The following is a 23,648-nucleotide window of genomic DNA, read 5'->3' on the forward strand; positions in this document are numbered from 1 at the left end:
ACTAGGGATACCCGTTTCAATGCGTTGGTTGCTTGCTCTTATCTGCCTGTCGTTCGCGAACCTGTCGTCGGCCGCCACCGTAGAAACCCTGGGCGGCAAAACCGTCGAAAAAGTCCTGGTGCTCAAGTCCGCCCATCAGTTGCAACTGATCAACGACGGCAAGCCCATCAAGACCTACCGCATTTCCTTGGGCAAGAACCCCAAGGGCCACAAGCTGATCGAGGGCGACCGCCGCACACCAGAGGGCCTCTACTGGCTCGACTGGCGCAAGACCAGCGACCGCTTCAACCTGGCCATGCACATCTCCTACCCGAATATCAGCGACGCCGCCCGCGCTCGCCGCGAAGGCGTGAAGCCGGGCAGCATGATCATGATCCACGGCACCCCCGACACCGAGGATTACCCGGAACAGTGGTTTCACACCCTGGACTGGACCGACGGCTGCATCGGCATGCGCAACGTGGATATGCGTGAAGTGTGGAACCTGGTCAAAGACGGCACCCTGATCGAGATTCGTCCGTAATCTCGTACCGTTCGTAAAATAATTCAAAAAAAATTCCTGCGCCAGGCAGCGCCTGCCGGTGAATACCAGTTCACCAGGCCGGGCTGCACAGTTCTGCGCGCGATACAGACCTCTCTAATACCACTTGATACCAAGCCCCATTGCAGGGCCCTTAAACCATTGCTTGCACCGTTTTGGCTGCATTGACATGGTATTTAAGTGGTATTAATTTTCGGCCATTACCGGGCGACAACACTCCAATAACGCATCGGAAACCTGACAGATGAATCCCATCCTGGCCCTGCGCCCTGACGATAAACAATCCACGCCGCTGTACCTGCAATTGGCGCGCAAACTGGAAGCGGCGATCCATGCCGGCCAGTGGACGTCCGAACAGGCACTGCCGTCGGAACGCGTGCTCAGCGAGCAACTGAGCATCTCGCGAGTGACCGCTCGCAAAGCGCTGGAAGTGTTGTTTGCCCAAGGGCTGATCCGCCGCAATCAAGGCTCCGGCACCTTTATTTCGCCACGCTTGGAACAGCCGCTGTCACGCTTGTCGGGGTTCAGCGAGATGTTGCGGCTCAAGGGCTTTGTGCCCACTTCCCAATGGCTGGAGCGCGAAATTACCCAGCCGACCCACGAAGAACTGATTCGCCTGGGGTTGTCGCCCGCCGACAAAGTGGCGCGCCTCAAGCGTTTGCGTAAGGCCGACGACACGGTGATGGCAATTGAAATGACCACCCTGCCCGCCTCGGTGCTGCCGCATCCGCAAGCCATTGGCAATTCGCTGTACGAATACCTGGAAGGCATCGGCAAACCTGTGGTGCGTGCCCTGCAGCACATCCAGGCAATCAACGCCTCGGATGAGTTCGCCAAGCTGGTGGGCATCGCCCCCGGCACCGCCATGCTGCTGATGACCCGGGTGGGCTACACCGCCGACAACACGCCCATCGAAATTACCGACACCTACTGCCGCAACGACTACTACGACTTCGTCGCAGAGCTGCGCCGCCATGATTACTCCGCTGAACTGCGACTCTAGAGAACTGCCCATGTCCGAAGACAATATCCTCACGCCCGCCGGCTGGATTCGCGGCCGGCTGGTGCACGAACACGGCAAGGTAACCGCCATTGACGGTGTTCCCTGCGACCCGGCGGAAAACGATTTGCCTTACCTGCTGCCAGGCTTTATCGACCTGCACGTGCACGGCGGTGGCGGCAAAGACATCATGGAAGGCTTGGAGGCCTTCGAGACGATTACCCGCACACACGTGCGTTTTGGTACGACCTCGCTGCTGGCTACCACCATGACTGCACCGGTCGACGAGATTTCCAGCGTGCTCGGCCAACTCGGCAGCTTCTGCGAGCAGCGCCCGACAGGCAGCGCCCGCGTACTCGGTGTGCATTTGGAAGGGCCCTACATCAATCCGGGAAAACTCGGCGCCCAACCCAATTTCGCCCACACTGCGTTGATGGCCGAAGTGGAAGCCTACCTGCGCCTGGCGCCGATCCGCGTGATCACCATCGCCCCGGAAATCGCCGGGCACGACGCTCTGATCCGCGCCCTCAGCGAACGCGGTGTGCGCATGCAGATCGGCCACACACTCGGCAGCTATGAAGAAGGTGTTGCAGCCCTTGCCGCCGGTGCCACCAGCTTCACCCATTTGTACAACGCCATGAGCCCGCTGCATCACCGCGAGCCCGGCATCGTCGGCGCGGCCCTGGCTCACGCGAAATATGCAGAACTGATCCCGGACCTGCTCCACGTGCACCCCGGCGCCATGCGCGTGGCGCTGCGTTCGATCCCGTGCCTGTATTGCGTCACCGATTCCACCGCCGCCGCCGGCATGCCCGATGGCGAGTACAAGCTGGGCAGCCACACCGTGACCAAATGCCTGGGTGGCGTGCGCCTGGCCGACGGCACCCTGGCCGGCAGCACGCTGACCATGGACCAGGCGCTGCGCAACCTGGTGAAAATCGGCCTGCCCATCAGCGAAGCCTCACAACGCCTGTCGCAATTTCCTGCGGACTACCTGGGCCTGGAAGAACGCGGTCGCCTGCAAACCGGCAGCTTTGCCGACTGCGTACGCCTGGACCGCTCCCTGATACTCACCGACGTAATGGTCGAAGGAGAAACCATTGACTTCAAAAATGCTTGAAGAGGCCCTGGCCTCCTGCGACGCCGTCGCCGCCCAACTGCAAGGCCTGGACCCGGCGCTGGAGGAAATCGCCGGCCGCCTGCGCCGTCAGCCGCCACACGTGGCGATGACCATCGCGCGTGGCAGCTCGGACCATGCCGCCAGCTACTTCGCCTACTTGGCCATGCAGCATGTGGGCATTCCGGTGGCGTCATTGCCCATGTCGGTGGTGACCTTGCTGCAGGCGCCGATGAAAGTCAGTGGCCAGGTGGTGTTTGGTTTCTCCCAGTCGGGCCAGAGCCCGGACCTGGTCAACAGCCTGCGCCTGCTGCGCAAGCGCGGCGCCTTGAGCATTTCGCTGGTCAACGCCGAAGACTCGCCGCTGGAAGCCGCCTGCGAGTTTCATATACCGCTGTGTGCAGGCCCGGAACAGAGCGTGGCCGCGACCAAGAGTTTTATCGCCACCCTCAGCGCCATTGCGCAATTGATCGGCCACTGGAACGGCGACGCCGAGCTGCTGCAAGCCTGTCGCGCCCTGCCCGATGACCTGCGCGCCGCCGCCCAACAGGACTGGAGCATCGCCATCGATGCCCTGCGCGACTGCCAGCAACTGATGGTCATCGGCCGAGGCGCCGGTTTTGCCATCGCCCAGGAAGCCGCGCTCAAGCTCAAGGAAACCTCGGCGATCCAGGCCGAAGCCTTCAGCAGCGCCGAGGTGCGTCACGGCCCGATGGCCCTGATTGGCGACAACTACCCATTGCTGGTTTTTGCCCCACGCGGTGCCGAGCAAGCCGGCCTGTTGAGCCTGGCCGCCGATATGCGCCAGCGCGGTGCACGCGTTTTGCTGGCCGCGCCGGACGATATCGCCGAGCGCGACCTGCCCCTGAGCCGCGCCGAACACCCAAGTCTGGACCCGATCCTGGCGATCCAGAGCTTTTACGTCATGGCTGCGGGTTTAGCCGAAGCCCGGGGCATGAATCCCGACCAGCCACGCCACCTGAGCAAAGTCACTCGCACTCACTGAGTCGATTGCCGTGTTTTCCTGATGAGTACCGTGCCGATGTCCAAGAACAATAATGATCTGACCCTCAGCGCTCCCCTCACCGGGCCGGTGCTGGCCCTGGGCAACGTTCCCGACGAAGTGTTCGCCAGCGGCGCGATGGGCGACGGCATTGCCATCGACCCGCTGAACGATTGCCTGCACGCACCGTGTGACGGGGTGATCATCCATGTCGCCCGCACCGGGCATGCGCTGACCATTCGCGCCGATAACGGCGCCGAAGTGTTGATGCATGTGGGCATCGACACGGTCGAACTGAAGGGCGAAGGCTTTGCCTTGTTGGTGAAGGACGGCGCGCGGGTCAGCAAGGGTCAGGCGTTGGTGCAGTTTGACCTGGACCGCATTGCGCGCCAGTGCAAGAGCCTGGTCAGCCTGATCATCCTGACCAATGGCGAGCGCTTCGAGTTGCGCGCGGTAGTGGAGAAAACGGTCAAGGTCGGCGAGCCGCTGGTGCAGATCGTGGCGCGTTCGGCGGCGTCGGCTCAAGCGCCTGTGGATAACTCGGAAGCTGAAGCCAGCGCTAACGTGCGCATCACCCATCGGGGCGGTTTGCATGCGCGCCCGGCGGCATTAGTGCGCAAGGCCGCCCAGGGTTTCAGCAGCCAGGCACAGCTGCAGTTCGGCGATAAGTCGGCGTCGTGCGACAGCCTGATTGGCTTGATGGGTTTGGGCATTGGCGAGGGTGACGAAGTCCGTGTGAGCTGTCGCGGCAAGGATGCAGAGGCCGCGTTGCAGGCGTTGGTCGCGGCCTTGTCCGCTGCTATCAAAGAAGAACACCACGCCCCTGCCATCGTCGCGCCACGCCGGGCAAATACCGAAGTTGGCGTGTTGCAAGGTGTGTGCGCTGCGCCGGGATTGGTCTGCGGGCCGCTGTTCCGCCTGACCGGTATCGAACTGCCAGCCGACACCGGCAACCATTCTGCCGACGAACAACTGCAACGCCTGGACGCTGCGCTGGAGCAAGTGCGCAGTGAAATCCGCGCGACACTGGAGCACGCCCGCCAGCGTAAGAACGTCGAGGAAGAGGACATCTTCGCGGCGCATCTCGCCTTGCTGGAAGACCCGACACTGCTGGAAGCGGCCACCGGCGCCATCGAAAACGGCAGCGCCGCTACCCACGCCTGGCGCAATGCGATCCAGGCGCAATGCGCGGTGTTGCTGGCCTTGGGCAAACCCCTGTTCGCCGAACGTTCAAATGATCTACGGGATTTGCAACAACGCGTATTGCGCGCACTGCTGGGGGAAGCCTGGCACTTCGAATTGCCTGCAGGTGCGATCGTCAGCGCCCACGAATTGACGCCGTCTGATCTGCTGCAATTGAGTGCCCAGGAGGCTGCCGGCATCTGCATGGCCGAAGGCGGCGCCACGTCCCATGTAGCAATCCTGGCCCGTGGCAAAGGCTTGCCGTGTGTGGTGGCGCTGGGCGCCGACGTGCTCGACGTGCCCCAAGGCCAACGCGTGGTACTCGACGCCGTCAATGGCCGTCTGGAATTGGAGCCCACCGAAGCGCGTCACGCCGAAGTGCACCAGATTCGTAACGCACAGAACCTGCGTCGCCAACAGCAACAGGCCCAAGCCCAGGAGCCGGCGCGCACCCGCGATGGCGTGACCATTGAAGTCGCGGCCAATGTCGCCTCCAGTGCCGAAGCCCAGGTGGCCTTTGAAAACGGCGCTGATGGCGTCGGCCTGCTGCGCACCGAATTTCTCTTCGTCGACCGCCGCACCGCGCCGGATGAGCAGGAACAACGTCACGCCTATCAGGCAGTGCTGGATGCCATGGGCGACAAGTCCGTGATCATCCGCACCATCGATGTGGGTGGCGACAAGCAGCTCGACTACTTGCCACTACCTGTCGAAGCTAACCCGGTGCTGGGCCTGCGCGGTATTCGCCTGGCTCAGGTCCGCCCCGACGTGCTCGACCAGCAATTGCGTGCCCTGCTGCAAGTAAGCCCGCTGGCGCGGTGCCGCATCCTGCTGCCGATGGTCAGCGAAGTGGATGAGCTGCTGCACATCCGCCAGCGCCTGGATCAACTGTGCGTAGAGCTGGAACTGACCCAACGCCCCGAACTCGGTGTGATGATCGAAGTGCCCGCCGCCGCACTGATGGCCGACCAGTTGGCCAAGCACGCAGACTTCCTGTCCATCGGCACCAATGACCTGTCCCAGTACACCCTGGCGATGGACCGCGACCACGCCGGCCTCGCCGCGCGGGTCGACGCGTTGCACCCGGCGCTGTTGCGGCTGATCGCCCAGACCTGTGCAGGGGCTGCGAAACACGGGCGCTGGGTGGGTGTATGTGGCGCCCTCGCCTCCGACCCGCTGGCTACGCCGGTGCTGATCGGCCTGGGTGTCAGCGAACTGTCGGTGAGCCCGCCGCAGATCGGCGAAATCAAGGACCGCGTCCGCCACCTGGACGCGGCGCAATGCCGGCAATTAAGCCAAGGCCTGCTCGACCTGAGCTGCGCAAAGGCCGTTCGCCAAGCCTGTCAACACCACTGGCCGTTGAGCTGATAACAACAACAAAAGGAGACACGCCATGTACCAACATTTCATCGAAGGCCTGCAACGCCTGGGCCGTGCACTCATGTTGCCGATTGCGATCCTGCCGATTGCCGGCCTGCTGCTGCGCCTGGGCGACACCGACCTGCTGAACATCGCGGTGATGCACGACGCCGGGCAGGCGATCTTCGCCAACCTGGCACTGATCTTCGCCATCGGCATCGCCGTGGGTTTCGCCCGCGACAACAACGGCACAGCGGGCTTGGCCGGGGCGATTGGTTACTTGGTGATGGTCTCCACGCTCAAGGTGATGGACACGTCCATCAACATGGGCATGCTCGCCGGTATCGCCAGCGGCTTGATGGCGGGCGGGCTGTATAACCGCTTCAAGGACATCAAGCTGCCGGAGTACCTGGCGTTCTTTGGTGGGCGACGGTTTGTGCCGATTGTTACCGGGTTCAGCGCGGTCGGGCTGGGGGTAATCTTTGGTTTGATCTGGCCGCCCATCCAGCAAGGCATCAACAGCTTTGGCGTGCTGCTGATGGAAAGCGGCAGCATTGGCGCCTTCGTGTTTGGCGTGTTTAACCGCCTGCTGATCGTCACTGGCCTGCACCATATCCTCAACAATATGGCGTGGTTTGTGTTTGGCACCTTTACCGATCCGGCGACCGGTGCGGTAGTGACCGGCGACCTCACCCGCTACTTCGCGGGCGACCCGAAAGGCGGCCAGTTCATGACCGGCATGTTCCCGGTGATGCTGTTCGGCCTGCCCGCTGCGTGCTTGGCGATGTATCGGAATGCGCTGCCTGAGCGCCGCAAAGTGATGGGCGGGATTTTCCTGTCGATGGCGCTGACCTCGTTCTTGACCGGCGTGACCGAGCCGATTGAATTTGCGTTCATGTTTCTTGCGCCGTTTCTGTACCTGATTCACGCCGTGCTGACGGGCCTGTCGATGGCTGTCACCAATATGCTGAATATCCACCTGGGGTTTACCTTCTCCGGTGGGTTTATCGACATGGTGCTGGGTTGGGGCAAGTCCACCAATGGTTGGTTGGTGTTCCCGGTTGGGCTGGCTTATGCGGTGATTTACTACAGCGTGTTCAACTACTGCATTCGTCGCTTCAACCTGAAGACACCGGGCCGGGAAGATGTCCAGGTGGTGCAGGCTGAGGTAATGACGGATAACCTGCGGGCCAGTGCCTACATCCGTGCGTTGGGCGGTTCGGCCAATCTGTTGAGTGTCGGCGCCTGTACGACGCGCCTGCGTTTGGACATGGTTGATCGCACCAAGGCGGTGGACTCGGAGCTCAAAGCACTGGGCGCCATGGCCGTAGTTCGGCCGGGGAACGGCGGGAGTTTGCAGGTGGTGGTCGGGCCGATGGCGGATAGCATTGCTGATGAGATTCGCTTGGCGATGCCGTCGTTTGTTGCCAGTGCACCGTTGTCGGCTGCGCCTGTGGATAAGCCGGTGACGGTGAATGTGCAGGAGGCCGAGAAATGGCTGAGCGCGTTGGGTGGCCGCGGGAATGTGCGGGAGTTGGAAGCGGTGGCGATGACCCGGTTGCGGGTGGAGTTGGGGGATGATTCGGGGTTGTCTGAAGCTGATCTCACTGCGCTAGGTTGCCAAGGCGTCAGCCAGCTGGAAAGCGGTGTTTGGCACCTGTTGATTGGTGACAAGGCTTTAGGGTTGGGCGAGGCATTGGAGCGGTTGGTTACCCGTCCAATCAACGCCTGACCACTCTGTGGCGAGGGAGCTTGCTCCCTCGCCACAGAGTGGGTGGGGTCAGTTGCTGATCGGTACTTCCTGTAGGTCCAACACTCTCAGTTGTTAGGAACTTCGGCAGACCCGAGGGTCTCCCGCACACAGCCACCATGACTCAATAACCGCTGTATGAAAGCGGCATGATTATAGGTGCGCTGTTCAGCACTAACAAATTATCGGCGGACTCTTTAATCTCGGTTACTCAATCCGAGCAAACCGCTCAATAACAGGCTGTTCTCTATGCTCTGCCTGCCACAGGTCATAACTGCTCTGCATTGAGAGCCACATCTGGGCCTTGCTGATGCCTGCGCGCTCAAGCCGCACAGCTAGATCAGGGCTAACAGGCGCATGCCCATGAAGAATTCTTGAAAAGGTTTCCCTAGCGAAACCCAGGCGTCGAGCAACTTCAGTGATCGTCATTCCAAGCCCGGGAATGACATCCTCAAGCAGTATTTCCCCTGGGTGAGGAGGATTGTGCATACCCATAAACAGACCCCTTCTCAGTGGTAATCCAGATAGTCGACCAGCTCGACTTGATCGTCATACATACGAAAAATGATGCGCCAGTTACCACTGATGCTCACTGACCAGTAGTCGACAAGATCTCCCTTCAAGCGATGGAAGCGCCAACCTGGCAGTTCCAGATCACTCCAATGAATCGCGCTATCTAAAATCAGCAAGACACGGCGCAAGCGATTCACGTGGTTGGCATTGATCCCTTTCGTTGAGCCCGTTTCATAAAAGATGCGAAGGCCTTTATGTTTCCAACTAACGATCATGGCGCGATTGTGACGTTATACATCACGCCCGGCAATAGCCGCATATCAGTTCTGGTCGTCAGACTCATAACATTCCACCACTGAGAAAATGCAAAGCAGGGAGGCTAGGGAGAGGAGTTCCGAGGGACAACCTGAAAGGCTTGTGGGAAAGATCTGAGGCGCCTGCGATGAGGCCCCACAGACAACAAGAAACCCGCTGACCAAACTGGCCCAGCGGGTTTCTTGTTTTTGCAGCGTGCGAGTTAAAAATCCGCCAACTGCCACACCTCATACGCCGGTGTCTCATACGGGTGGCTAAGCTTGAGCGCAGCCACAACCGCCGCAATCAATTCGTCCGCCACCACGAGCTCAACCTTCCATTCCTCAACCACTTCAACCTGGCCCACCTGCCCAATAAACGGCTGGCTGCCGTCCATTGCGCGAAATTGACCCTGGCCCAGCACTTGCCAGGCGCAGCTGTCGTAGCTGCCGATGCGCCCGCCGCCAGCGGCGAAGACGGCGGCTTTCACCGTCTCCACATGGCTGTCGGGCACGAAGAAGGCGAGCTTGTACACCGTCTTAGTTCACCCACGCGCGTGCGTTGCGGAACATGCGCATCCAGGCGCCGTCTTCGCTCCACTCCTCCGGGCGCCACGAGTTTTGCACGGCGCGGAAGACACGCTCCGGGTGCGGCATCATGATGGTCACGCGACCGTCGCGGCTGGTGAGGCCGGTGATCCCGCGCGGCGAGCCGTTCGGGTTGGCCGGGTAGGTCTCGGTGACCTTGCCGTGGTTGTCGACGAAACGCAGCGCCACGGTGCCGGACAGGTCGGCTGCGAGCAGGGCTTCTTCGCTGGCGAACTCGGCATGGCCTTCACCGTGGGCGATGGCGATGGGCATGCGCGAACCGGCCATGCCTTGCAGGAAGATCGAGTTGGATTCCTGCACCTGCACCATGGCAACACGGGCTTCGAACTGCTCGGAACGGTTGCGCACAAAGTGCGGCCAGAACTCGCTGCCCGGAATCAGTTCGCTGAGGTTGGACATCATCTGGCAACCGTTGCACACACCCAGGGTGAAGCTGTCGTTGCGCTCGAAGAAACCCTGGAACGCGTCGCGGGCACGGCTGTTGAACAGGGCCGATTTGGCCCAGCCTTCACCGGCACCCAGCACATCGCCGTAGGAGAAGCCGCCGCAGGCGACGAGGCCTTTGAACTCATTGAGATCAACGCGACCGGCGAGAATGTCGCTCATGTGCACGTCGATCGCATTGAAGCCGGCGCGGTCGAACGCGGCCGCCATTTCCACCTGGCCGTTGACGCCCTGCTCACGCAGAACCGCAACGTGTGGACGAATGCCTTTCTTGATGTAAGGCGCTGCGATGTCCTGGTTGACGTCGAAGCTGAGCTTGGTGCTCAGGCCCGGGTTGTCTTCTTCCAGGATCAGGTCGAACTCCTGCTCAGCGCACTCGACGTTGTCACGCAGACGCTGGATCTGGAAGCTGGTCTCGGCCCACTGGCGTTGCAGCAAGCGGCGCTGGCCGGCAAACACGGTGTCGCCATTGAAGGAGATGTTGATCTCGCCGTTGTTGATCGGCTGGCCGATCACCGCCACGCAGTCGTCCAGGCCGGCGGCGCTGAATTGGGCGAGTACGTCCGGGGTCGCGTCCTGGCGCACCTGGATCACGGCGCCCAGCTCTTCGTTGAACAGGATGCCGTTGATTTCAGACGCATCCTCGGCAACGCTGTCGAGCACGATGTTCAGGCCGCAGTGACCGGCGAAAGCCATTTCCACGACGCTGGTCAGCAAGCCGCCATCGGAACGGTCGTGGTAGGCCAGCAGGTGGCCGTCGGCATTCAGGCCCTGGATCACGGCGAAGAAGGCTTTGAGGTCTTCGGCGTCGTCGACGTCCGGCGCGTGCTTGCCGAGCTTGCCATGGGTCTGTGCCAGGATCGACGCGCCCATGCGGTTCTGGCCACGGCCGAGGTCGATCAGGATCAGGTCGGTGGTGCCCTTGTCCATGCGCAGTTGCGGGGTCAGGGTCTGGCGGATGTCGGTGACCGGTGCAAAACCGGTAACGATCAGCGACAGCGGCGAGGTGACGCTCTTGTCGGTGCCGTCTTCGTTCCAGCGGGTGGCCATGGACATGGAGTCCTTGCCTACCGGAATGGTGATGCCCAGCTCCGGGCACAGCTCCATGCCGACTGCTTTAACCGTGTCATACAGGCGTGCATCTTCACCCGGGTGACCGGCAGCGGACATCCAGTTGGCCGACAGTTTGATGTCGGACAATTTACCGATACGCGAAGCCGCGATGTTGGTGAGGGTTTCACCAATCGCCATGCGGCCCGACGCCGGAGCGTCCAGCAGGGCCAGCGGCGTACGCTCGCCCATGGCCATGGCTTCACCGGTGTAGACGTCGAAGCTGGTGGCGGTGACGGCAACGTCTGCCACCGGAACCTGCCACGGGCCGACCATTTGGTCACGGGCAACCAGGCCAGTGATGGTGCGGTCGCCGATGGTGATCAGGAAGCTTTTGCTCGCCACGGCAGGGTGGTGCAGCACGCGTTCGATGCTGTCGGCCAGCTCCAGGGGGCTTGGGTCGAAATCATCGCCCAGCTCGGCTTCACGTACGGCCGAACGGTGCATGCGCGGGGCTTTGCCCAGCAGCACTTCGAGTGGCATGTCCACCGGGCTGTTGCCGAAGTGGCTGTCGGTGACGGTCAGTTGCGGCTCGGCCGTGGCTTCGCCGACCACGGCAAACGGGCAACGCTCGCGTTCGCAGATGGCCTGGAAGCGCGCGAAGTCTTCAGGGCCAACGGCCAGAACGTAGCGTTCCTGGGATTCGTTGCTCCAGATTTCGTGCGGGGCCATGCCCGGTTCGTCGTTTGGAATGTTGCGCAGTTCGAAACGGCCGCCACGGTCGCCATCGTTGACCAGTTCCGGGAAGGCGTTGGACAAACCACCGGCGCCGACGTCGTGGATGAAGCTGATCGGGTTCTTGTCACCTAACTGCCAGCAACGGTCGATGACTTCCTGGCACCGGCGCTCCATCTCTGGGTTCTCGCGCTGTACCGAAGCGAAGTCCAGGTCCGCCGAGCTGGTGCCGGTGGCCATGGAGGACGCTGCGCCGCCGCCCAGGCCGATCAACATCGCCGGGCCGCCGAGGACGATCAGCTTGGAGCCGACCAGGATCTCGCCTTTCTTGACGTGTTCTTCACGGATGTTGCCCATGCCGCCGGCCAACATGATCGGCTTGTGGTAGCCGCGCACTTCATCGCCACGCGGGGTGGTGATGGACTGTTCGAAGGTACGGAAATAACCGGTCAACGCCGGACGACCGAATTCGTTGTTGAACGCGGCGCCGCCCAGCGGGCCTTCGATCATGATGTCGAGTGCGGTCACGATGCGCTCAGGCTTGCCGTACGGCACTTCCCACGGCTGTTCGAAGCCGGGGATCTGCAGGTTGGACACGGTGAAACCGGTGAGGCCAGCCTTGGGCTTGGCGCCACGGCCGGTAGCACCTTCGTCGCGGATTTCGCCGCCTGAACCGGTGGCTGCGCCAGGGAACGGGGCAATCGCGGTCGGGTGATTGTGGGTTTCAACCTTCATCAGGATGTGCACCGGCTCCTGCACCGCGCCGTACTGGCGGGTCTCAGGGTCCGGGAAGAAACGGCCGGCAACAGAGCCGACGATGACCGAGGCGTTGTCCTTATAAGCCGACAGAACGCCTTCGCTGTGCATCACGTAGGTGTTCTTGATCATGCCGAACAGGCTTTTTTCCTGGCTCTCGCCGTCGATGTCCCAACTGGCGTTGAAGATCTTGTGACGGCAGTGCTCGGAGTTGGCCTGGGCAAACATCATCAGTTCGATGTCGTGCGGGTTGCGCTTCAAGCCGTTGAAGGCGTTGACCAGGTAGTCGATCTCGTCTTCGGCCAGGGCCAGGCCCAACTCGGTGTTGGCCTTCTCAAGGGCGGCGCGGCCACCGCCGAGCACGTCAATCGCGGTCAGCGGCTTGGGCTCGGCGTGGCTGAACAGGCCGGCAGCCTGTTCCATCTGGCTGACGATGATCTGGGTCATGCGGTCGTGCAGGCTGCTGGCGATCAACTCGGCGTCGGCATCGCTGAACTGGCCCGCGACATAGAAGGCAATACCACGCTCCAGGCGCTGGATTTTTTCCAGGCCACAGTTACGGGCGATATCGCTGGCCTTGCTCGACCAGGGCGAAATGGTGCCGAACCGTGGCAGAACCAGAAACAAGCGGCCATTGGGCTCTTGAACGGGAACGCTCGGGCCGTACTTCAGAAGGCGTGCGAGCACTTGCTGTTCGTCGGCGGCCAACACGCCGGTAACGTCGGCGAAGTGAGCAAATTCAGCATACAGGCCTGTAACCGCTGGAACCTTCTGGCTCAGTTGCTCAAGGAGTTTGCTGTGGCGAAAGGCAGAAAGGGCAGGAGCGCCGCGCAGGATCAACATCTTCGGGACAGCCTCGGGAAGGGGTGTGCTTTGAGGCCGTGCATTCTAGCGTAAACCGCCGCCAACGGCACCCGAAACGCTACCGGTGGCGACTGCCAGACGTCAGTTGGCCGGATTGCACCGCTTTTGAGGGGGCGTCCGGGGTATTCCGCGCAGTTATTTTAACCGTCACAATCCCTCGCCAAGCCCCGTTTCTGCGGGCTGCAGCACAGTTTTGCAAGCGCTAGCAGACAAGTCCCGCGCTGTCGAGATATGGCGCCGTGGGCCGTTTGCGTATACTGCGCAGATGTTCTCCCCAACTGCTTTGCGCCCGCGATGCGCCAAATGGCTTATCGCAACCGGACTCTTCCTGATGCTCAGCGCCTGTGTTGATAAGCCCAGCACGCTCGAGCGAATCAAGGAGGATGGCGTATTGCGGGTGATCACCCGAAACAGTCCGGCCACGTATTTCCAGGACCGCAACGGTGAAACCGGTTTCGAATACGAACTGGTCAAACGCTTTGCCGACGACCTGGGGGTAAAGCTGGAGATCGAGACCGCCGACAACCTGGATGACCTGTTTGGCCAGTTGGGCAAGCCCAACGGCCCGGTCCTCGCTGCCGCAGGCCTGGTCAGCAGCGAACAGCGCCGGACGCAGGTGCGTTTCTCCCACCCTTATTTAGAAGTCACCCCACAGATCATCTATCGCAATGGCCAGTCCCGCCCGACGAACGCGGCAGACCTGGTGGGCAAGAAGATCATGGTGCTCAAGGGCAGCACCCACGCCGAACAACTGGCGGCGCTCAAGAAGCAGAATCCTGCGATTGAATACGAAGAGTCCGACGCCGTTGAAGTCGTCGACCTGCTGCGCATGGTGGACGAGGGGCAAATCGACCTGACCCTGGTGGACTCCAACGAAGTCGCCATGAACCAGGTGTACTTCCCCAAAGTGCGCGTGGCCTTCGACCTGGGCGATCCCAGCAATCAGAGCTGGGCCGTGGCGGCGGGTGAAGACAACAGCCTGCTCAACGAGATCAACAGTTACCTGGACAAGGTCGAGAAGAACGGCACCCTGCAGCGTCTCAAAGACCGCTATTACGGGCACGTCGATGTACTCGGCTACGTAGGCGCCTACACCTTTGCCCAGCATCTGCAGCAGCGGTTGCCCAAGTATGAGAAAAACTTCCGGGCCTATGCCAAGAAAGAGAAGGTCGATTGGCGCCTGTTGGCAGCCATTGGCTATCAAGAATCGCTGTGGCAACCGACCGTCACCTCCAAGACCGGCGTGCGCGGCCTGATGATGCTGACCCAGAACACCGCCCAGGCGATGGGCGTGTCCAACCGCCTGGACCCCAAGCAAAGCATCATGGGCGGCGCCAAGTACCTGGCCAAGATCAAGGATGAACTGGACAACAGCATCGCCGAGCCGGATCGCACCTGGTTTGCCCTCGCCGCCTACAACGTGGGCAGCGGCCATCTGGAAGATGCGCGCACGCTGGCCAAGCGCGAAGGTTTGAACCCGAACAAGTGGCTGGATGTGAAGAAGATGCTGCCGCGCCTGTCGCAAAAGCAGTGGTACAGCAAGACGCGCTACGGTTATGCGCGCGGTGGTGAGCCGGTGCATTTTGTGGCGAACATCCGGCGGTATTACGACATTCTGACTTGGGTGACGCAGCCGCAGTTGGAAGGTAACCAGGTGGTTGAGGGCAACCTGCACGTGCCGGGTGTGGATAAGACCAAGCCGCCGGAAGATAACTCGCAGCTGTAAGACACGCTATTCAACACGCTGCAAAACCCTGCGGGAGCGGCGGTGCGACTTGCCCGCGATGGCGGCCTGGCAGTCGAAATACCCGCAGCCTGACACACCGCTATCGCGGGCAAGCCCGGCTCCCACATTGATCTGCGTTGATCTCTAGACCGAGCCCAGCCCGGTAAGCAGGTGCACGACCCCACCCGCCAACACCATCACCCCAGGCACACCCGCAGCCTTTAACGCTGCAGCATCCACCTTCGCAGCATCCTGCAGCTGCACCCGCACCCGCGTCAGCGCCACCCGCTGCTGCGACTTGAGATTATCCGCGCCGCCCAACGCCCGTAGCACATCAGCCGACAACAAACCCGGCGCCGCTACCGTCTCGGCAATCAAATCCGGCGTGAGGGCCTTCCAGAACGCCTGCTGCAATTTCTCGAACATGCTCAAAGCTCCACAACAGGTGAGGTTTCAACGGTAGCCGCGTGATATTGGCGCAATGCCTCACGCACCTGACCGGCTTCTTCCAGGCCGAGCACCTGGCGGGCAATGATCTGGCAGCCAGCCAGGTCCAGCTCGCGCACGGTGGCCTTGATGGTGGGGATCAACGGCACGCTGACCGACAACTCATCCACACCCAGCCCGATCAGCACCGGCACCGCCAGCGCTTCGGACGCCAGTGCACCGCACACGCCGACCCACTTGCCATGAGCATGCGCGGCCTTGACCGTGGTGGCGATCAAGCGCAACACCGCCGGGTGGAAGCTGTCGGCCTGGCCGGCCAGGCGCGGATGGTCGCGGTCCATGGCGAGGGTGTATTGGGTCAAATCGTTGGTGCCGATAGAAAAGAAATCCACATGGGGCGCGAACACGTCCGCCATCAAGGCGGCAGACGGTACTTCAATCATGATCCCCAGCTTCGGCAACTCGCTGAGCCCCAGCGCCAGCGCTTCCTCTTCGAGGATCTTACGGGCTAGGCGCAACTCCGACAGCAGGCTGACCATCGGCAACATGATATGCAACCGCGCAAAACCGGCACTGGCGAGGATCGCGCGGAACTGTTCGCGCAGCAACTCCGGGCGCTCCAGGCACAGGCGGATGCCGCGCAAACCGAGGAATGGGTTGGTCTCGGCGTCCATGGGCACATAGGTCAACGGTTTGTCGCCACCAACGTCGAGGGTGCGCACCACAAGGTTGCGCTCGGAGCCCAGGGCACGGGCGATCGCGGTGTAGGTCGCCGCTTGCTCGTCGGGGCTCGGCGCGCGGTTGCGGTCCAGGTAGAGAAATTCCGAGCGCAACAGGCCGACGCCTTCCCCGCCGAGGTTCAAGGACTGTTCCACCTGCGTCAACGAAGCCACGTTGGCGGTGACTTCGACGTGATGGCCATCGCGGGTGGTTGCCGGTAGAGACGCGTGCGCCACGTCGCGCTGATGGCGCAGCGCCTGTTGCATGCGCGCCGCCTCCAACTGTTCGATCTCGGCCAGGTTCGGCTCAAGGTGCAGCTCGCCTTTGTCGGCGTCGAGCAGGACCTGTTTGCCATTGGCCAACGCCAGCACTTGGGCCGACACACCGCAAATCGCTGGTAAACCCAGGGCGCGGGCGAGGATCGCGACGTGGCTGGTTGCGCCGCCGCCGACCGTGACGAAACCCAGCACCTTGCGTGTATCCAGGCTGGCGGTCTGCGACGGCGTCAGTTGTTCAGCGATCAGGATCGCGCGTTCCGGCAAGTCCCAGGCGCTGTCTTGAATGCCGAGGATCAGTTTCAGCACGCGCTGGCCGACGTCGGCCAGGTCTGCCGCACGTTCGGCAAGCAGAGCATTGCCTGAGCCCTGGAACACGCTGGCCGTCGCGACCGTGGCACGGTTCCAGGCAAATACGGCGCTCTTGCCGTCAGCCAGCAGGCTGTGGGCTTGTTCCAGCAAGGTTGGGTCTTCGAGCAGTTCCTGATGTGCCCGGAAGATCTCTGCCTGGGCACTGCCGGCGGCCTTGTCTTGCAGAGCTTGCAGCGCTTCGGTTGCAGCCAGCAGGCCACGCGCCAGGGCAGCACGTTCAGCGGTTTCACCCGTGCCGTGTTCAATGATAGCCAGCTCAGGCTCGGTCACTTGAACGACCTGGCCAAACGCCGAACCCGGTGACGCACACACGCCCCGCAGCAGCGTTGCCGACAATACCGCCGCGACCGGTTCAGCAACGGTCGCAACCGCCTCGCCACAGCCTTCAGCCAACAAGCCCACCAGCGCGTTGATCGCCGCCTCGGCCTCCTCCCCTGCCGCGCTCACTTGCACGGTGTCGCCCTGCACGGTTTGCAACGCCATGATCGCTACTAGCGACTTCGCATTGGCGCTCTGGGTTTGCTTGTGCAGGTAGATGCTCGCATTGAAACCCTTCGCCGCCTGGGCGAGCACCGCCGCAGGGCGGGCGTGCAAACCGTTGGGGTTAGGCAAGGTCAGCGGTTTGGAGAACAGCGCATCGCCGTCCTCCTCGTCCAGCGTTTCAACAGTTTCACGTGGGGATAACTGCAACAACGGCTGGCCGACCGCCACAAGACCGTTCGCCAACAGGGTAAACGGCTCGCCGCTGACCACCAGCATCAAGGTCAGCAAACTGCGCGCATTGAGCGCCACATAATCGGCATCGAATTCGATCAGCGCTTGCCCGGCCTCCACCCGCTGGCCTTCCTGCACCTGCCGAGTGAAGCCCTGGCCTGCCAGGTTCACGGTGTCCAGGCCGATATGCATCAGCACCTGGACGCCGTTGTCGTCGGTGATGCTGACGGCATGCCCACTGTCCTGGATATTACTGATCACCCCGGCCAGTGGCGCGCAGAGGGTCTGCGACGTGGGGTCGATGCACAGGCCGTCGCCGATCAAGCGGCTGGAGAATACCGGGTCGGGCACCTTGTCCAACGCCAGCAGCACACCCGACAAGGGCGCCAGCAGTTCCAAGGGTTGAGTTGTGGTCATGGCTTCACCTGCTGTTTTGTTCTGTAAATATCATTGGCTGGATGCAAAAATTTGGAGTAACGACGATCAAAATGTGGGAGCGGCGGTATGACGATTCGACTTGCTCGCTCCCACATGTTTAGTCCGTGTACACCCGTCTAGTTACTTCCACCAATATTCAACTTGCACACCAACGTTCGCCCCATGCCGCGCCGTGCCGTAGGAGCCGGTGTCTGACAACGCCGACCCCGCCGCCAATTCATTCGCCGCGCGCTTGGCCGCTTCGTTCCACGTTGCATAGGTGTAGTACAAGCGCACTTGCGGCCGCGCCCAGAAATCCGGGCCTTTGGGCGACCAGGTTGGGGCGAAGGTAAATTTGCTCAGCTTGCGCGTGCCGCCGCTGGCGTCAACCTGATCATGCCCAAGCTCGATGACCAGCTTGAACTGCTCGCTGATGGCGTACGCCGGGCGCACACCGAGGGACATCCAGGTCTGATCCTGGCTGCCGGGACGAATGTCCTTCTGGTACACCGCCTCGATCTGCCCACCGAAACGCGGAGTCACCTGCCAGTCGAAAAACTCCACGGCGCGGTAACTTTTGCTGCTCTTATCCAGGAAGGTATTGCCGGTGTAACCCAGGCCAGTGCCTGGGCCTTCGCCATACTGCAAGGCAAACTTGTTCTTGGCGCCCAGGAAAGGTTTTTGCACGTGCTGCGCGGTGATCGCCCAGCCGCTGTTGGTGTCACGCCCGCCCGCTTTTTCGATGTAGCTCAAGCCCAGCTCCAGCTCGCCGCCAGGGTTAGTCTTGAAGCCTGCGACGTTGAAGTCGTGACGGGTGGCGTATTCCTTCTGGTACAGGTTGTCCTTGCGGGAAATCGCGTAGCTGTACTTGAGGTCGCCGATCAGTACGTCCTCGATCCCCCCGCCCGTGGCGCTCTGGTTCCAGTAGTAGAAGTCGGAGATATGGATGTCGTTACGCTTGTAGTAACGCCGACCGGCCCACAGCGAGCCGCCATTGAGGCTGGGCAGGTTGGACCACTGCGCATACATCTGCGGCATGCGCGCGGTGCCGTTGTTCTCGCCCTGGAACTTCAGTTCACGGTCGTACTTGTTGTAGAGCGACGCCATGGCATCGACGCTGAGCACCGAGCCGTCGTCGAGGGTAACCAGGTCCTGGCGCAACTCCAGTTCGCCGTACTGCTCGCATTCGTTACCCAGGCGGTATTTGGTTTGCGCCCCCGGCAGTTGGAAACATTGCTGTGGGCCGCTGCCCGTTGAAGTCCCCGCGCCACTGCGCACGTAACCGGCAAATTCCAAGGCTTGAGCGCCAATAGGCAGGCTTAAACAAGACGCAACGAGGCCCAGCTTTATTGTTGTTTTCATAAAGCACTCCGATATTTTTATTATGTTTTTTCAAAGCGCCCCGTGCTCCCACACGGGGTTACAACGAGTCTCAGTCCTTGAGGTGCAGCACAAACGATTCGTAAGGACGCAGCGCCACCGTGGCGGTACGTTGCGGGCAGTCGGGGTAGTTGCTGATCAGCAGGCGTTGTTCACTTGCAGGGTTGATCACGGTGTCCGGCAGTTGGATGTCGCAGGGCGTGCCGTAGAAGTTGTTCAGCACCAACAGGCGCTCGCCATGGCCTTCGCGCAGGTACGCCCAGACCTGTAAGTGGTCTTGCAGCAGTTGACGGTACACACCTTCTTGGATCAGAGGCTCATGCCGACGCAAGGCAATCAGCATACGGTAGTGATGCAGCACTGAATCCGGGTCATCCAGCTGGCTTTCGACATTGATCGTTGAAGCATTTTCCGGAATACCGATCCAGGGCTCGCCGGCGCTGAAACCCGCATTTTCCGACGCATTCCACTGCATCGGCGTGCGACCGTTGTCCCGCGACTTCTGCATGATCGCCGCCATGCTCGACGTCTCGGACTCGCCGGCATCGCGCTTGAGGCGGAAGATATTCAGCGTCTCCACATCACGGTACTGCTCGATCCTGTCGAAGCCCGGATTGGTCATGCCCAACTCTTCGCCCTGGTACACGAACGGCGTGCCCTGGAGGAAGTGCAGCGCGGTGGCGAGCATCTTGGCCGAGACCACGCGGTGCTCGCCGTCATCGCCAAAACGCGAGACCACCCGTGGCTGGTCGTGGTTACACCAGAACAGCGCGTTCCAGCCGCCACCGGCTTGCATGCCCATTTGCCAGTCGGAGAGGATCTGCTTGAGTTGCAGAAAATCGAAGTCAGCTTTCACCCACTTCTGCAGGTTCGGGTAGTCCACTTTCAGGTGATGAAAGTTAAAGGTCATCGACAGCTCTTTCGACTCCGGCCGCGAGTAGCGAATGCAGTGTTCGAGGCTGGTGGATGACATCTCGCCGACATTGATCAGGTCATGCCCTTCGAAGACTTCGCGGTGCATTTCCTGCAGGTATTCGTGCACATTCGGGCCGTCGGTGTAAAAACGGCGGCCGTCGCTGTTGTCTTCGGGAAAGTCGGCGGGCTTGGAGATCAGGTTGATCACGTCCAGGCGGAAACCGCCCACGCCCTTGTCGCGCCAGAAGCGCATCAGCTTGAACACTTCGGCGCGCACCTGGGGGTTGTCCCAATTGAGGTCGGCCTGGGTGTGGTCGAACAGGTGCAGGAAGTACTGGCCGGTTTGCGCCTCGTATTCCCAGGCCGAGCCGCCGAACTTGGATTCCCAGTTGTTCGGCTGGTCGCGCCAGATGTAGAAGTCGCGGTACGGGTTATCGAGGCTGCTGCGCGCCTGCTGGAACCACTCGTGCTCGATGGAGGTGTGGTTGACCACGATATCCAGCATCAGCTTAATGCCACGTTTGGCCGCTTCGCTGATCAGCAGGTCGCAGTCGGCCATGGTCCCGTAGCTCGGGTCGATGGCGTAGTAGTCGCTGATGTCATAGCCGTTGTCCCGTTGCGGCGAGCGCAAGAACGGGGTGATCCACAGGCAGTCCACGCCCAGCCATTTCAGGTAATCGAGTTTGTCCACGATGCCCAGCAGGTCACCGGTGGCGTTACCCGCGTGGCTGTGGAAGCTTTTGGGGTAGATCTGGTAGATCACCGAGTGTTGCCAGTTTTGCATGGTGGGTTCCTTCAGTAGAGTTGTGTGCTGGCGAAGGCGCCAGATCAGGCGACCCTGTATCCGGGCCGAACAATCTTCATGCTCAACGCACAGGTCAAAACAAACGGCACCACCATCGCGATGACCATGCCGATCACAAACACCGCGATGGATTGCGGCACGATCGAGATAAATCCAGGCAAGCCCCCCACCCCAATGGCCGAAGCCTGCACCTTGTTCAGCGCGAGGAAAATGCTGCCCAGCGCCGAGCCAACAAGGGCCGCATAAAACGGAAACTTGAAGCGCAAATTCACCCCGAACATCGCCGGTTCAGTGATGCCGAAATACGCCGAAATTGCCGAAGTCGAAGCCATGCTTTTGTCCCGCGCATTGCGGCTCATGTAGAACACCGCGAGCGCGGCGCTGCCCTGGGCCAGGTTGGACATGACGATCATCGGCCAGATAAAGGTGCCGCCCTGGGTGGAGATCAGTTGCAGGTCCACGGCAAGGAACATGTGGTGCATGCCGGTGATCACCAGCGGCGCATACAGCAGGCCGAAAATCGCCCCGCCGACCATCGGCGCCAGGTCAAACAGGGTGACCACGCCTTCGGTGATCAGGATGCCGAGGTGACGGGTCACCGGGCCGATAATCGCCAGGGCCAGCACACCGGTAACGACGATGGTGGTAATCGGCACGACGAGCAGTTGAATCGCATTGGGCACCCGCGCCCGCAACCATTTCTCGATCACGCTCATCACATACGCCGCCATCAGGATCGGCAGGATCTGCCCCTGGTAGCCGACTTTTTCGATCTGGAACCAGCCAAAAATATCGAAGTACGGCAGGCTCTGGCCGTCGAGCCCGGCCACGGCTTTGCCGTAGTTCCAAGCGTTGAGCAGGTCCGGGTGCACCAGCATCAGGCCCAGCACGATGCCAAGGATTTCACTGCCGCCGAAGCGCTTGGCCGCCGACCAGCCGACCAGCGCCGGCAGGAACACGAACGAGGTGTTGGCCATCAGGTTGATCAGGCTCCACAGCCCATCCAGGTTTGGATAGGCCTCGAGCAGCGTCTTGCCCTCGATGAACATGCCCTTGGCGCCCATCAGGTTGTTCACGCCCATCAACAGGCCGGCGATGATCAGCGCGGGCAGGATCGGCATGAACACATCGGAAAACACCCGCACCAGGCGCTGCATAGCGTTGGTCTTGTCGGCGCCCTTCTTCTTCACATCGGCGATGGTGGCGGCGGCGAGACCGGTCTGTTCGCGCAGGGCGGCGTAGACCCTTTCCACTTCGCCGGGACCGATCACCACTTGGAACAGGCCGCCGGTGAAGAACGAACCCTTGACCAGATCGACCTGGCTCAGCGCGCTGCCATTGACCAGGCTCGGGTCCTTGAGCGCCAGGCGCAGGCGGGTCACGCAGTGGGCAGCTTGCTCAAGGTTGTCGCGGCCCCCGAGGTTTTCGAGGATCTCGCGGGCAATGTTCGAATAGTCGTGGCTCATGCTTGTTTTCCACTTTGATTTTTTTATTTGAGGGGCAGTCATTGGCAGCACGCCGAGGGCAAAAGTACTCGTCTGTACGAGTTAAAGCAACAGCTCGTCTGTACGAGTTTAATTTTGTTTATTTCCTGTAGGCCGCCGCATCGCTGCACGCCGCATAAATCCAAGGGCCTAATGGACAAACCCCCTCTCTGCCACTAAGGTTCCTGCCTTGACCGCAACCCCGGCAAAGAGCCATCCCCATGAGCAAATACAACCAGATCTACACGGATCTGCTTGCCAGCATCACCACCGAACGCCTGCAGCGCGGCACGCGCCTTCCCTCCGAAACCGAACTGATGGACAGCTACCAGGCCAGCCGAGGCACCGTGCGTCGCGCCATCGAGCAGTTGCAGGAGCGTGGGTTCGCGCAAAAAATCCATGGCAAGGGCACGTTCGTGTTGTCGCCCAACCCGATTGAGTTCCAACTCGGCGGCATCGTCAGCTTCCACGAAACCCACGCCGACCTGGGCGACGACGTACACACTGAAGTGGTCGAGTTCACCCAATGCCCACTGGAGGGTTCACTGCTGCAGCACATCGAAGCAGAGCCCGGTACGCTGATCACCCGCATCAAGCGGGTAAGGCGCATCGGCGGTAAACGCGTGATCCTGGACATCAACCACTTCGTCGCTGATGTGATCCCGGGTTTGCACCGCGACATCGCCGAACAGTCGATCTACGCGTTCATTGAACAGACCTTGCAACTGCAGATCGCCTACGCCCAACGCACTATCGAAGCCCTGCCACGCGGCAAGGACGACCAGGCACACCTTGACCTCGAAGGGCAGAGCCATGTGATCGTGGTGAGCAACCAGACGTTTTTGCAGGACGGGCGGCAGTTCGAGTACACCGAGTCGCGGCATACGTTGGATAAGTTTTACTTTTCGGATATTGCGCGCAGGTAAGCATCAACCGGGAAGATCATTGCACTGCGATACTTTTTGCCAGCCCTGCCGTCCATGCAGCAGTCATCTTCTCTCCTACCGCCGCGAACTTCGGAGATCGTGTTGTTCTCGCCCCGCGAAATGGTGGAGCGGCTCATGCCATGACGGTGCGCAAGCTGGCTCTGTGAAAGCCCCTCCGTTCTTTCGCACCAGACAGGGCATTCGCCAAGAAGACTGGCGGTGTCGGTTAGGGTTTTAAACATGGTTGCGTC

Annotated in this window: 18 protein-coding genes; 8 read left to right on the forward strand and 10 right to left on the reverse strand. The window is 61.2% G+C overall.

Annotation, left to right across the window (positions count from 1 at the left end; all coding sequences use genetic code 11):
• Positions 1 to 19 precede the first annotated feature (19 nt).
• From AACY44_RS08585 to nagE, 6 genes are all read left to right on the forward strand, one after another.
• Entirely contained in the window at positions 20 to 523 is a 504-nt protein-coding gene (locus AACY44_RS08585) for a L,D-transpeptidase family protein (RefSeq protein ID WP_339417319.1), read from the forward strand.
• A 262-nt stretch (positions 524 to 785) separates the two neighbouring features.
• Positions 786 to 1,544, forward strand: a complete 759-nt coding sequence (locus AACY44_RS08590; protein WP_339417320.1) for a GntR family transcriptional regulator — start codon at positions 786 to 788, stop codon at positions 1,542 to 1,544.
• Positions 1,545 to 1,554: 10 nt separating this feature from the next.
• Complete coding sequence (gene nagA, locus AACY44_RS08595) at positions 1,555 to 2,661, forward strand: N-acetylglucosamine-6-phosphate deacetylase (protein WP_339417321.1); 1,107 nt, start codon at positions 1,555 to 1,557, stop codon at positions 2,659 to 2,661.
• Complete coding sequence (locus AACY44_RS08600; RefSeq protein WP_339530042.1) at positions 2,642 to 3,664, forward strand: SIS domain-containing protein; 1,023 nt, start codon at positions 2,642 to 2,644, stop codon at positions 3,662 to 3,664. The genes nagA and AACY44_RS08600 overlap by 20 nt, the downstream gene beginning before the upstream one ends.
• A 36-nt stretch (positions 3,665 to 3,700) precedes the next feature.
• Positions 3,701 to 6,211 carry a phosphoenolpyruvate--protein phosphotransferase gene (gene ptsP, locus AACY44_RS08605; protein ID WP_339530044.1) on the forward strand — a complete coding sequence of 837 codons (2,511 nt, stop codon included), beginning with the start codon at positions 3,701 to 3,703 and terminating at the stop codon, positions 6,209 to 6,211.
• Positions 6,212 to 6,236: 25 nt separating this feature from the next.
• Positions 6,237 to 7,934: an N-acetylglucosamine-specific PTS transporter subunit IIBC gene (gene nagE, locus AACY44_RS08610; protein ID WP_339417324.1), complete on the forward strand. Its 1,698-nt coding sequence runs from the start codon at positions 6,237 to 6,239 to the stop codon at positions 7,932 to 7,934.
• A 225-nt stretch (positions 7,935 to 8,159) separates the two neighbouring features.
• Here nagE and AACY44_RS08615 read toward each other — a convergent pair whose 3' ends face one another.
• The 4 genes from AACY44_RS08615 to purL all read right to left on the reverse strand — a co-directional run bounded on the left by AACY44_RS08615 (position 8,160) and on the right by purL (position 13,195).
• On the reverse strand, positions 8,160 to 8,447 hold the full coding sequence (locus tag AACY44_RS08615; protein WP_010207958.1) for a HigA family addiction module antitoxin: 288 nt from the start codon (positions 8,445 to 8,447) through the stop codon (positions 8,160 to 8,162).
• Positions 8,448 to 8,461: 14 nt separating this feature from the next.
• On the reverse strand, positions 8,462 to 8,740 hold the full coding sequence (locus tag AACY44_RS08620) for a type II toxin-antitoxin system RelE/ParE family toxin (protein ID WP_015885715.1): 279 nt from the start codon (positions 8,738 to 8,740) through the stop codon (positions 8,462 to 8,464).
• 242 nt (positions 8,741 to 8,982) lie between these two features.
• Complete coding sequence (locus AACY44_RS08625; protein ID WP_339417325.1) at positions 8,983 to 9,294, reverse strand: NGG1p interacting factor NIF3; 312 nt, start codon at positions 9,292 to 9,294, stop codon at positions 8,983 to 8,985.
• A gap of 4 nt (positions 9,295 to 9,298) precedes the next feature.
• Positions 9,299 to 13,195, reverse strand: a complete 3,897-nt coding sequence (gene purL / locus AACY44_RS08630; protein ID WP_339530046.1) for a phosphoribosylformylglycinamidine synthase — start codon at positions 13,193 to 13,195, stop codon at positions 9,299 to 9,301.
• A gap of 286 nt (positions 13,196 to 13,481) precedes the next feature.
• Between purL and mltF the strand changes: the two genes are divergently transcribed.
• Positions 13,482 to 14,942: a membrane-bound lytic murein transglycosylase MltF gene (gene mltF, locus AACY44_RS08635; RefSeq protein WP_339417328.1), complete on the forward strand. Its 1,461-nt coding sequence runs from the start codon at positions 13,482 to 13,484 to the stop codon at positions 14,940 to 14,942.
• 144 nt (positions 14,943 to 15,086) lie between these two features.
• Here mltF and AACY44_RS08640 read toward each other — a convergent pair whose 3' ends face one another.
• From AACY44_RS08640 to treP, 5 genes are all read right to left on the reverse strand, one after another.
• Positions 15,087 to 15,368: a PTS transporter subunit EIIB gene (locus tag AACY44_RS08640; RefSeq protein ID WP_339420597.1), complete on the reverse strand. Its 282-nt coding sequence runs from the start codon at positions 15,366 to 15,368 to the stop codon at positions 15,087 to 15,089.
• A 2-nt stretch (positions 15,369 to 15,370) separates the two neighbouring features.
• Entirely contained in the window at positions 15,371 to 17,887 is a 2,517-nt protein-coding gene (ptsP, locus tag AACY44_RS08645) for a phosphoenolpyruvate--protein phosphotransferase (protein ID WP_339530048.1), read from the reverse strand.
• A 141-nt stretch (positions 17,888 to 18,028) separates the two neighbouring features.
• Entirely contained in the window at positions 18,029 to 19,249 is a 1,221-nt protein-coding gene (locus AACY44_RS08650; protein WP_339530050.1) for a maltoporin, read from the reverse strand.
• 70 nt (positions 19,250 to 19,319) lie between these two features.
• Positions 19,320 to 20,966, reverse strand: a complete 1,647-nt coding sequence (gene treC / locus AACY44_RS08655; protein ID WP_339530052.1) for an alpha,alpha-phosphotrehalase — start codon at positions 20,964 to 20,966, stop codon at positions 19,320 to 19,322.
• A gap of 44 nt (positions 20,967 to 21,010) precedes the next feature.
• Positions 21,011 to 22,453: a PTS system trehalose-specific EIIBC component gene (gene treP / locus AACY44_RS08660; protein ID WP_339420593.1), complete on the reverse strand. Its 1,443-nt coding sequence runs from the start codon at positions 22,451 to 22,453 to the stop codon at positions 21,011 to 21,013.
• A 239-nt stretch (positions 22,454 to 22,692) separates the two neighbouring features.
• Between treP and treR the strand changes: the two genes are divergently transcribed.
• Positions 22,693 to 23,397, forward strand: coding sequence for a trehalose operon repressor (gene treR / locus AACY44_RS08665; RefSeq protein ID WP_339436004.1), 705 nt, complete (start codon positions 22,693 to 22,695; stop codon positions 23,395 to 23,397).
• On the opposite strand, the gene AACY44_RS08670 is transcribed toward treR, so the two are convergent.
• Complete coding sequence (locus tag AACY44_RS08670) at positions 23,370 to 23,639, reverse strand: helix-turn-helix transcriptional regulator (protein ID WP_339455909.1); 270 nt, start codon at positions 23,637 to 23,639, stop codon at positions 23,370 to 23,372. The genes treR and AACY44_RS08670 overlap by 28 nt on opposite strands.
• Positions 23,640 to 23,648 lie beyond the last annotated feature (9 nt).

Origin of the sequence: Pseudomonas sp. RA_15y_Pfl1_P11 (genome assembly GCF_963970975.1) — a bacterium.
Lineage (GTDB): Bacteria > Pseudomonadota > Gammaproteobacteria > Pseudomonadales > Pseudomonadaceae > Aquipseudomonas > Aquipseudomonas tritici.

Excerpts from the sequence above, each read along its gene's own strand:
- ptsP (WP_339530048.1), bottom strand. The coding sequence starts at position 17,887 with ATGACCACAACTCAACCCTTGGAACTGCTGGCGCCCTTGTCGGGTGTG.
- AACY44_RS08585 (WP_339417319.1), top strand. The coding sequence starts at position 20 with ATGCGTTGGTTGCTTGCTCTTATCTGCCTGTCGTTCGCGAACCTGTCG.
- mltF (WP_339417328.1), top strand. The coding sequence starts at position 13,482 with ATGTTCTCCCCAACTGCTTTGCGCCCGCGATGCGCCAAATGGCTTATC.
- AACY44_RS08670 (WP_339455909.1), bottom strand. The coding sequence starts at position 23,639 with ATGTTTAAAACCCTAACCGACACCGCCAGTCTTCTTGGCGAATGCCCT.
- nagE (WP_339417324.1), top strand. The coding sequence starts at position 6,237 with ATGTACCAACATTTCATCGAAGGCCTGCAACGCCTGGGCCGTGCACTC.
- treC (WP_339530052.1), bottom strand. The coding sequence starts at position 20,966 with ATGCAAAACTGGCAACACTCGGTGATCTACCAGATCTACCCCAAAAGC.
- AACY44_RS08620 (WP_015885715.1), bottom strand. The coding sequence starts at position 8,740 with ATGATCGTTAGTTGGAAACATAAAGGCCTTCGCATCTTTTATGAAACG.
- AACY44_RS08650 (WP_339530050.1), bottom strand. The coding sequence starts at position 19,249 with ATGAAAACAACAATAAAGCTGGGCCTCGTTGCGTCTTGTTTAAGCCTG.
- AACY44_RS08590 (WP_339417320.1), top strand. The coding sequence starts at position 786 with ATGAATCCCATCCTGGCCCTGCGCCCTGACGATAAACAATCCACGCCG.
- ptsP (WP_339530044.1), top strand. The coding sequence starts at position 3,701 with ATGTCCAAGAACAATAATGATCTGACCCTCAGCGCTCCCCTCACCGGG.
- purL (WP_339530046.1), bottom strand. The coding sequence starts at position 13,195 with ATGTTGATCCTGCGCGGCGCTCCTGCCCTTTCTGCCTTTCGCCACAGC.
- AACY44_RS08640 (WP_339420597.1), bottom strand. The coding sequence starts at position 15,368 with ATGTTCGAGAAATTGCAGCAGGCGTTCTGGAAGGCCCTCACGCCGGAT.
- nagA (WP_339417321.1), top strand. The coding sequence starts at position 1,555 with ATGTCCGAAGACAATATCCTCACGCCCGCCGGCTGGATTCGCGGCCGG.
- AACY44_RS08615 (WP_010207958.1), bottom strand. The coding sequence starts at position 8,447 with ATGGGTATGCACAATCCTCCTCACCCAGGGGAAATACTGCTTGAGGAT.
- treR (WP_339436004.1), top strand. The coding sequence starts at position 22,693 with ATGAGCAAATACAACCAGATCTACACGGATCTGCTTGCCAGCATCACC.
- treP (WP_339420593.1), bottom strand. The coding sequence starts at position 22,453 with ATGAGCCACGACTATTCGAACATTGCCCGCGAGATCCTCGAAAACCTC.